We start from the raw sequence: 9,471 nt of genomic DNA, 5'->3' as shown, positions 1-9,471 counted from the left end.
GGATGGCTTAAGTTACAAGCCATCCTGGAAGGCTACGATTTAGCAAAATCTCTTGAGCCAGACTTGTGATCAAGAGACAGCTTAGTAAGCGCCTTTTTACTGCATGTTAAGAAGTTACATTAAATAGCTTCTTCATCTTCCTCTGCAGTACGAATACGTATTACACGCTCAACATCAGTGACAAATATTTTACCGTCACCGATTTTTCCTGTTTGCGCCGTTTTTACAATAACTTCAATCGCGCGATCAACATCTTCATCGCTTAGCACAATATCAAGCTTAACCTTCGGTAAAAAATCAACCATGTATTCTGCACCACGGTAAAGCTCTGTATGACCTTTTTGGCGTCCGAAGCCTTTAACTTCGCTTACCGTCATACCAGTAATACCCACATCCGACAACGCTTCACGCACATCGTCTAACTTAAAAGGTTTGATAATTGCTTCTATTTTTTTCATATTGATTACTTTTGAAAGCTCCAGTTGCCTCGATTTTAGACAATCATGATGTTCATAGCAAACAAAGCGATTGAATTACGGTGATAAAACAACCGATCATGGTATAATTTATTATATAAAAATAGCTATACTTAAATGACTAGCAGTAAATGAGATTAATATGAAAAACAAACAAAACGGATTCACTCTTTTAGAACTCATGGTAACCGTGGCTATTGTTGGCATTATCGCCTCAATTGCACTTTGGAATAGCAGTAACATGTTAGAGGAAAATAGAGCTGAGAACTTTTTGTTGGAATTAAAAAGAAACATTGCATATGCCCGCTCTCAAGCCGCAAGCACTGATGAAATAGTTGTTGTATGTCCTACAGGACAAGGAAAAGTTAAAAACAAAAAAGATACGTTCAACTGCAACGCTAAGTGGGATGTGAATAAGATTATCGTTGTATTTATCGATGTTAATAATAATGGAAACTACAACAAAGCTACAGATACCTTACTACGAACAATGGAAGAAATATCAGATAACGATAAGCTGTCGTTTGATGGTAACGATCGTCGCTTACGCTTTAATACTAGTGGTAGAATTACGACGAAGCCTGGAGACTTTATTTTTTGTCCCAATAGTACTAATGAAAATAATAAAGCGTTAACCGTATCACAGTCAGGTACAGCCTTTTACGTTGGCGATACAGACAAAAAATGCGGTTAAAAAAGATACAATTCATATTGTCATATTTTTATCCTTTACTATACTGAGCTAATACATTTTATAACTCAGGACTTCAAGGATGAGGGTAACAATATTAAAATCTAAAGGGGTAACACTTCTCGAATTAATGGTATCGATGGCCGTTATCAGTATTATCAGTCAACTTTCAATGTGGTTTTATCCAGATTTTTTAGCGAATAATCGCTTAGATAACCACGTAAACCTTCTGCATAGAAACATTAATTACGGGCGACTTTACGCTATTGAAAATGGAACCTATGTCACTCTTTGTGCACTAAAAAACAGTCAATGTACAAAAGATGAGTGGGATGGCCAAATGTCGCTATTTATCGACAAAGATAAATCAACGACTCTAGATGATGACGAGTTACTCTTAAGTACTTTCGAGGATGTTCATGAAGCTGATACTTTAGAATACCCTCGTAGCGCCATTACTTTTCGCCCGGATGGGTCTTTAAATGGCTTTCAAAACGGTACTTTTATATATTGCCCCAATAGTGATAAAGCCAATCTCGAAGGATTGGCTTTATCTGTAAGTCAAACTGGACGTATCCGTATTAAATCAACTGATAAGTGCCAGAAGAAGTAAATTAACGCCCCCAACAGTATTCTACATCTGAATTACCTTTAGTACCTGTAGCGCCTTTGTAACCGGTGTCAGTAATTGTAATTTGCTTACAATCACCATCACCTTTGACCGGTCCAGCCACAGGTTTTGCGGTAATGGTAAATGTATTGTCGTCATCATCTACATCAATAGATAATTCAAAATGACCATTTTCGGTTTTGTCTTGCAACCCTAAATCAGTAAATTTCTCTGTATATTCCCTATTATCAACAAAATACTGCTCTTCCTTGTTTGCTGCATCTAATAATGCTGCAGCAGCTTCAGCGCGCGAAGCACGCTTTACATATTCTGTATAATTAGGTAACGCAATTGCTGCAAGTATGCCGACGATAGCAACGGCTATCATCAGCTCAATTAAGGTAAACCCACGTTGTTTTTTTATCATTCAAACCTCCTTAATCGTCTTCATTCTGTATGTTTTCATCATTTTCTTCACGCTTATATATATAAGTTTGCTGAGTTTTAAAACCAAACCCTAATGCTTTGTCATTAACAAGTTGTATCTTATCATCTACAACTTTTAATCCTGGGCCTGTAATTTCAAGTGGTTGCAGCGGGTTTTCAGCATTTTCACCTTTAATGCCTGGGCCAATTAAATAAAACTGACTTTTTACTTCCTCATCAGGATCATCATCGCATTTTCCGTTATCGTCACTATCTGCACATGAAGAACCAAAATAAAGTTGAGGCGTATCTGGCACCTCTGTACTTGTAGCAAATTTCAGATCGTCATAAACTTTAGTACCGTAGTGCAAATGAAATGCGTAAAGAGAGCCCCCTCCTCCACTTAATGAACATTGATTTTTAATTGATGAATCCAATGTAGGAGTAAAAGATGTAAAATAAGCAACCCCACCAACAACGGTTGCTGCAGCTAACGACTTTTCGCCAGTAGCGAGTTTATAACGCCACCCAACAAACTTATTAGCAAGTTCATCTTCTAATTTTACAAACTCAGTTACACTATCTAATGCACTACCAAATTTATCATCATTCATCCCCATTAACATACTGGGCGTTATAGTTTGAGGCGCAGATTCGAATAATTTAGTAACCGTATTTTCATCTCTAATCATAAATAATTCGTCAGCTGTGCCTCCTCCATTTGGATTTGAACGATTTCCACTACCAATCACAATAGCATCATAAGGTGTATCTAATCGAGTGACTACACCATCTTTAATAGTTACTTTACTAAACATAGTTCTCGCCACTACGGGCTTATAAAAAAAGCGTCTATCTGCATCACTACCAAGATCTGCTAACTGAAAATGACTAAATTCACCTTCATCAGATATATCTATACGCCAAATACCTCCACCAGTATCTGCTGCATATATCCGGTCTGTATAGCCATCATAATTAGAATCCAATAACGTTACATCAGCAGCAATACTATGTTCACCCTTAAATTCGGCATCCTTAGATGCATCTTCCTTAGGTGCTAAAATCCAAACTTTCTCACCTGTTTTTGCATCAACGATATAAATACCGCGGCCAACTTTGTCTTTAGTTTTTATATTAGCTTTATCGGCATCATTCGAATCTTTATTGTCATCATAGCCAGCCCCAAATATTAAAAGGGGAGTATTTCCTTTTGATTTTATATAAGCAACTTGGGGTTTAGACCACGTTTGGCCAAGGTTTTTATATTTCCCTTCGCCGCCTTTAATAGTCCACATTAAACTTGGAGAGTCTGGCGTTGTAATATCTAAACCATAATAATTACGACCGCCTCTGCGCATACCTACAGCAGCCCAGACTTGGTCGCCTTTATTTGCGTTAATAGTTCCATCATTTAAACCTTTATCGTTTAGGCTCTTATTATTGAAATAAACGCTAATAGGCCCATCTATACCGTATTTTTTGCTACTCTCTTTTTCTCGAAGCGGCTTAATAATTTTGTATAGTTCCGATGGGATAAATGCCCAACTTTCACTAACTTTATTGTTCGTGTCATCGTCTTTAAACATATGCAAAAAACCAGCATTAGTACCAATTAGAATACGAATGTCACCGTTACCATAATCTATTGCAACTGGCTTTGAGTGCAGTGGATCACCAAATATATCACCGCGTACTGCTGATGATGAAAATTCATTATCAACATCAACTCCACGCGCCCAATCTATAGTGTTTTTTAAGTCAGATTCATTTACATCAAAAACAACAGCAGCTTTTTTATTAGTGTCATAGGCATTTTTAATCTTATCAAGATTAAAATCTATTAATGCATTAGTATTTGCATTTGTAAGTATATTACGAGTTTTGTCACTGCTTATTAATGCAGCATTGACTCCACCCTCTTTTACAGAGCTACCATCGGAAGTTCCATCAGGACTCCAAAATGTATGCGCACTCGTTTTTATAAGGCCATCACTATCAAACGCTTCTATATCTTTGGAATCAATAACTTTGTTACCTGATAATTTCAGTTTTTTTAGATTACCACGCCATCTAGTATGCTTTTCAGGGTAAAACATACCTAAGTATATGGCATCTCGACTACGCGTTTGATCTACATTATTACTTGCAACAGAAGGGGCTGTAAAAGTACTATTTTCCTGTCTAATCTCCGCTACGGCATTATTTAAAGCTTCAGAAAGCTTTTCTGGTGTAGTTGCAGGTAAATTTTTACCGCCACCTAATGTTGAGGCTTGTTTTAATAAGTTTTGACCATCTGCAGTCATGCCAGAACCAAAGCCAATAGTATATAGACGCCCTGTTTCATTAATATCAGGAGTAGATGGGTACAAATCGACAACAGTGTCGTCTGTTCCATGAATAATTTTAGCTAATTGATGCAAAAGGTTACTGTATACATAATCATCGGTAGTTAAATAACGACCAAAATACTTATTATGCTCAACGCTAATGTCATAATCTCTCCCATTATCACTGCTAGGGGACGGATCACCATCAGTCATATAGATAATATTGACGGAATTATCGCAGCGTTTAGCTTCAGCTGCGCTATCAGCAAAAGGTGATATATAAGAATAGCTAGAAACAACATCTTCTAAAACAGATGTGCATTCCTCTTTAGTCCCCCAAACCCATTTTCTGTACCGTCGACTCCAATATTCATAAGGAACATCTTTGCATTTTCTAACAATTTCTTGCGTAACTATTGGAGTTTCTATCGTTATATCTCTTTTGTTTCTGCTCACATCAAAGGCATAGTCCAACTCTTTTCCTGTAATATATAAATAAGCCTCCCACAATGTTTCAGCTAATGGAGTCCCCCCACTTGCAGGAAGATCATTAATAGATTCTTTTATGGAATCGGGCGAACTACCGATGCCATTTAAAACATAACCTCCTTCGGTACCATTAAAGCGCATTAAGCCAAAATCGATTGAACCTGCATTGTCTGTTACCAGTTTATTCATAGCCCCTTGAGCTGCTTCAAGTCTACTATCAGAACATAATTTACGATTTCCGTAACTATTAACACATTCTTTACCAGTGCTCGAAGAAAAAGCCATACTCCCAGAGGTATCAAAAATTAATAGTACTCGCGGTTTTTCATCTGAATTAGCATCTTTATTTACGTAAAGCTCAATATCCTCAGCGTATGCATGCATATTAATTGCTGATGTAAATAATAAAAATAGTGCTATATAAAGTTTAAATTTCATCTTAAATCCCCTTACCCGTACTGGCCATCTCTTGAGCTATACCTGTCACAATAGTTAACTGGTGCTTGCTTTTAGAGCCATATTCTATCGTAGTAGATACTTGAACCATGTTGCATGAAACACCCGCTGTAAAACTATAACTACGAGGGCAATTAAGTTCTAATAAACCATTATTTAAGTTCGTCATTATACTTTTCATTTCGTGTCCAGGCTCTGTAATGTCTTTCTCTGGTATCATTATTTTATTACCATCACTATCAAGCTTACCCGAATCTGTAGCGATCTCATCTGGAGTAAGAAAAAAGTCACTATCAGCACCTTCTTTAGCTTCTGACGCAATCACTCTTTGCACTTCGCCAATCAATTGATTTTCTGCAACTTCTCGCTCTTGTGCTGCATTAGTAATTTTAATATCAATTGTACTACTACTCATAAGAGTAACTGCAATGCCGGTAACAGCTATCACCATAATTAATGCGGTTAAAAGCACCACACCTTGTTGCTTACTTGGTAACAACTTTAAATTTTCCATAGATTACCTCCAACATTACTTAAACGAATAGTTGTTGTAAAAACAGTTCTTCTATAATTATCATTAAAATTTAACTCTCGCTTTTCAGCTCCCTCACCTAAAATATATTTTTGGTTTTTAAGTTTAATCCCTGGGTCTGGTTGAAGTGCACGGATTAATAGAAAAACTTGCACCGTTAACATACCTTTGCGATTTTCCCATTCAGCAGCAGTGATTGTGCTGGCGCTTTTATAAGTATCAACTCGACTGTCGCTATTCGTGTCTAATCCAAACAAAAAACGCATATTTTCGACACCTTCCATTATCGTTTCAGAGGTCATTTTTCCATTTACTAATCGTTTTCGTCTTAATGCGGGCACTTTTATATCTTTATTATTTACTAAATATTTTTCTTCTTTAATATAGTAAACATGATGACTATATGGCCAAATAGTTGCATTGATATTTGTTGGGGTATGTTTACCGGTTACAAAACTTGCTTGTTCTTGTTCTGCGATAAAATAATTTATTTTATCGCTAGTAGTATTGGTACCTGCAACAGCATCATATTGAGGATCACCTTGTAAAAACTTCAGCTGAAGAATATCAGTCTCTTTATTATTCGCAGGAATAATGCCATCGTTTATGCAATTTAGGTTGTCTTTACTGGTAGTCGTTTTTGCATAAATAGTACGAAAATTACTGCTACTGGTTAAATCTGGAAAGCTGCCGTTATTAGTCCCCTCTGAGCAATCTCCTGTAATCGTCGTTGCAGAAACGGTTGTATTTACTGCAGTGAACGAGTCATCGTAATAAGTTCCCCAAAAGCCAACTTGCTCTATATCGCGTTGCATAATATTTATAGCTAAACGTCCTGACTCTTGGAGTTCACCGATAGTCATCGTGTCTTTTGTGGTTACTTTCATACTAATAAAAGTAAACATAACGCCGCCAAGAATTAAACCACCAATAAATAATGAAATCATAACTTCTACAAGAGTAAACCCTTTTTGCTTCATGTTAGCTCCTCACATATATATAACTGGTTAAAACCACTAAACGGCGTTTATTGTTAGGTTCATCACCACAGGTAACTTTTCCTGTATCTGTATTTGCTTTAAATTCTTGTCGCCCTTGCCATGATATAATTACTTCAATGTTGAATCCTTTCCCTCCAGTGTCAGCCACTGAGGTTGGATTTATACATATTGTCGCATCATCTAAAGCCCCCGTATTTTCACTAGCTCGAATGGCACGTTTCCATTGTGTTATATCTAATTTTGCTATATCAGAAGGGCTACATATTGCACCAAAGCAACTTGAGTAAGTATTACTATTCGCTGAGCTTTTTATAACGCCTTTGTAATCTTTTATTATATCAATGGTATCGTTAGCGCGAATGCGCTGCAAAATATCATTACCAAGCGCAACGGCTGCTGCACGCTGCATAGAGTCAAAGCTCGCCTGCTTTGCTTTTGCTTGCAAGGCAACTGCGCCTAAAAGGCCAAAACTAAGAATAATAAATGCAATTAACACTTCAATTAGAGTGAAGCCTCTTTGCACTTTTGTTTGAGATGACTGCATAGTAGAACCAAATAAAAATTATCTGATTATAAGTTTATGCTATTTATTTGAGGAATCAATGAGGACTAAGACAAGCGGTTATATTTGTTGATAAACGGTTAATTAAATCGGCTCATTCAACAAAACTGTAGTAATTAAGCGTGAATGTATTTAAGTCAGAGGCAACTTAATTGCGAAATAAGCCTAAAGCGCATTTTTAACTAATTTAAGCTCGCGGCGGCTCACTGGCAATAACTCGCTACACCCTTGCAGCTCAATAATATGGTGCCCATTACCTTTTGAATGCAAGGCTATTACTTTTTGTTTATTAACTAACGTATTGCGGTGAATTCGTAAAACATATGCGGGATATTGCAGTTCTAATTGCTTTAAGCTTTGCTCAAGTAGAGCTTCTCCACCTGAGAATATCATTTTGGTGTATTTTTCTTCTGCACTAAAGTACAAAACATCATTTATATCAACACTACGTAGAGTACCCGCTAACTGATAAGATACTTTTACATTTTGTTGCTTTTGAATATGTACTTTATTTAATCGCCCTACTTGCTTAAGTACCTTTTGTAATGATTGCTCTGTAATAGGTTTAACTAAATAACCTGCAGCACTTAATTGTAAAGCATCGAAGGCATGCTCAGGGTGCGCTGTTATAAAAACAACTGCAGGCGGTAGGGTTAAACTATTGAGTTCATTAGCAACTTGTAAACCATTCATACCGGGCATATCAACATCTAAAAAAATCAAATCGGGCGTTTGCTTTTTAACAAGTACTAGGGCTTCATTACCATTACTTGCCTCGCCTTGTACCACTATACTTTTATCATGTGCTAACAAACGGATTAAGCGAGATCTCGCCAGAGGTTCATCATCAACAATGAGTACATTCATACACTGCCCCCTATTAGTTTAGGAATAACGACCTTGACCCTAAACACATCATTTTTATTAGTAATTGTTAACTGCGCTTTATTTTTATAATAAATATTTAATCGCTGGCGAATATTTTCAAGCGCCATTCCGTTATTAGGCCTAGTTTGAGCATTAGAAATTGTTATAGGGTTAGAAACAATCATGGTTATATAGCCGGTAGTGATATGTAGCTCAACTTTTATTTCTGCACCATGCTCACTTGTTTCAACGCCGTGGCATAACGCATTTTCAATTAATGGCTGCAGGGTTAAGCAAGGAATACTTAGTGCTGGAAGTTCATTGGGGATTTGCCAATCAACTCTTAAGCGATTACCAAAACGCCACGTTTCAAGTGCGATATATTGCTTACTCAGCGTTATTTCATCCGCAAGTAATACGTTTTTTCCTGAGTGCATTGCAGCCTGCGATAAGGCGGCTAATGCTAAAATGGCTTGCTCTGCCGCATCAGCATCATGATGGGTAAGCTCTGCAGCAGTGTTTAAACTATTATATAAAAAATGAGGACGTATTCTAGCTTGTAAGGCATCAAGTTCAGCTCGAGAAAGCGCTTTAGTTTGCTGCTCTTTTTCAAAATGAATTAATAAAAATTGGACGAATAAAGCCGCCAGCAAAGCCACTATAATGCAATTGCGAAGTGTGAAATAAATTAAGTTATCTGTATCATCTATATCAAAAGCAAAATGCGAAAATAAAATACTAAAAATGCATGTAGATAATAAAAAAAAGATAAAAAACAAACTTAATTGAAAAATTTGAGTACGTTTTTGTAAAAAAAACCGACAGAAGTATAAAGAAGAGGTACCGACTAAAACAATTAAATGCATAAACAAACTAATGATCCCAAGTCGCAGCCAAATATCTCCTTCTACATTAGGTGCAAAAGCTAAAACAATAGCAATAACTTGAGAAACAATAAGCGTGGCTAATACGCCTCGCTCATTAAAAAGAGCCGAAAAAAGCAAACCATCATTTTTAAGTGACTTGCTCAT

Annotated in this window: 10 protein-coding genes; 2 read left to right on the top strand and 8 right to left on the bottom strand. The window is 36.7% G+C overall.

Annotated features, from left to right (window positions below; genetic code table 11):
* Positions 1–119 precede the first annotated feature (119 nt).
* The gene (gene glnB, locus GQR55_RS06950; protein ID WP_166420008.1) at positions 120–458 is read right to left on the bottom strand and encodes a nitrogen regulatory protein P-II; all 339 of its coding nucleotides are present in this window, start codon (positions 456–458) and stop codon (positions 120–122) included.
* A gap of 160 nt (positions 459–618) precedes the next feature.
* On the opposite strand from glnB, the gene GQR55_RS06945 reads away from it, so the two are divergent.
* Entirely contained in the window at positions 619–1,170 is a 552-nt protein-coding gene (locus GQR55_RS06945; RefSeq protein WP_166420007.1) for a GspH/FimT family pseudopilin, read from the top strand.
* Positions 1,171–1,249: 79 nt separating this feature from the next.
* On the top strand, positions 1,250–1,780 hold the full coding sequence (locus GQR55_RS06940; RefSeq protein WP_165726464.1) for a GspH/FimT family pseudopilin: 531 nt from the start codon (positions 1,250–1,252) through the stop codon (positions 1,778–1,780).
* A 1-nt stretch (position 1,781) separates the two neighbouring features.
* Here GQR55_RS06940 and GQR55_RS06935 read toward each other — a convergent pair whose 3' ends face one another.
* The 7 genes from GQR55_RS06935 to GQR55_RS06905 all read right to left on the bottom strand — a co-directional run bounded on the left by GQR55_RS06935 (position 1,782) and on the right by GQR55_RS06905 (position 9,471).
* Positions 1,782–2,204, bottom strand: coding sequence for a type IV pilin protein (locus GQR55_RS06935; protein ID WP_166420006.1), 423 nt, complete (start codon positions 2,202–2,204; stop codon positions 1,782–1,784).
* A gap of 10 nt (positions 2,205–2,214) precedes the next feature.
* Positions 2,215–5,460 (bottom strand): PilC/PilY family type IV pilus protein, encoded by a 3,246-nt coding sequence (locus GQR55_RS06930; RefSeq protein ID WP_166420005.1) that lies wholly within the window; start codon positions 5,458–5,460, stop codon positions 2,215–2,217.
* 1 nt (position 5,461) lies between these two features.
* Positions 5,462–5,992, bottom strand: a complete 531-nt coding sequence (locus GQR55_RS06925) for a pilus assembly protein PilX (protein WP_166420004.1) — start codon at positions 5,990–5,992, stop codon at positions 5,462–5,464.
* Positions 5,980–6,990 (bottom strand): PilW family protein, encoded by a 1,011-nt coding sequence (locus tag GQR55_RS06920; RefSeq protein ID WP_166420003.1) that lies wholly within the window; start codon positions 6,988–6,990, stop codon positions 5,980–5,982. The genes GQR55_RS06925 and GQR55_RS06920 overlap by 13 nt, the downstream gene beginning before the upstream one ends.
* 1 nt (position 6,991) lies before the next feature.
* On the bottom strand, positions 6,992–7,555 hold the full coding sequence (pilV, locus tag GQR55_RS06915; RefSeq protein ID WP_166420002.1) for a type IV pilus modification protein PilV: 564 nt from the start codon (positions 7,553–7,555) through the stop codon (positions 6,992–6,994).
* 183 nt (positions 7,556–7,738) lie between these two features.
* Positions 7,739–8,440 (bottom strand): LytTR family DNA-binding domain-containing protein, encoded by a 702-nt coding sequence (locus GQR55_RS06910; RefSeq protein ID WP_166420001.1) that lies wholly within the window; start codon positions 8,438–8,440, stop codon positions 7,739–7,741.
* Positions 8,437–9,471, bottom strand: coding sequence for a histidine kinase (locus GQR55_RS06905; RefSeq protein WP_166420000.1), 1,035 nt, complete (start codon positions 9,469–9,471; stop codon positions 8,437–8,439). Before GQR55_RS06905 ends, GQR55_RS06910 begins: the two co-directional genes overlap by 4 nt.

This window comes from Pseudoalteromonas sp. Z1A8 (genome assembly GCF_011378855.1).
In the GTDB taxonomy this organism is placed as follows: Bacteria; Pseudomonadota; Gammaproteobacteria; order Enterobacterales; family Alteromonadaceae; genus Pseudoalteromonas.
Note: the sequence above shows the minus strand (reverse complement) of the source record. Positions and strands in the feature narration are given on the sequence as shown.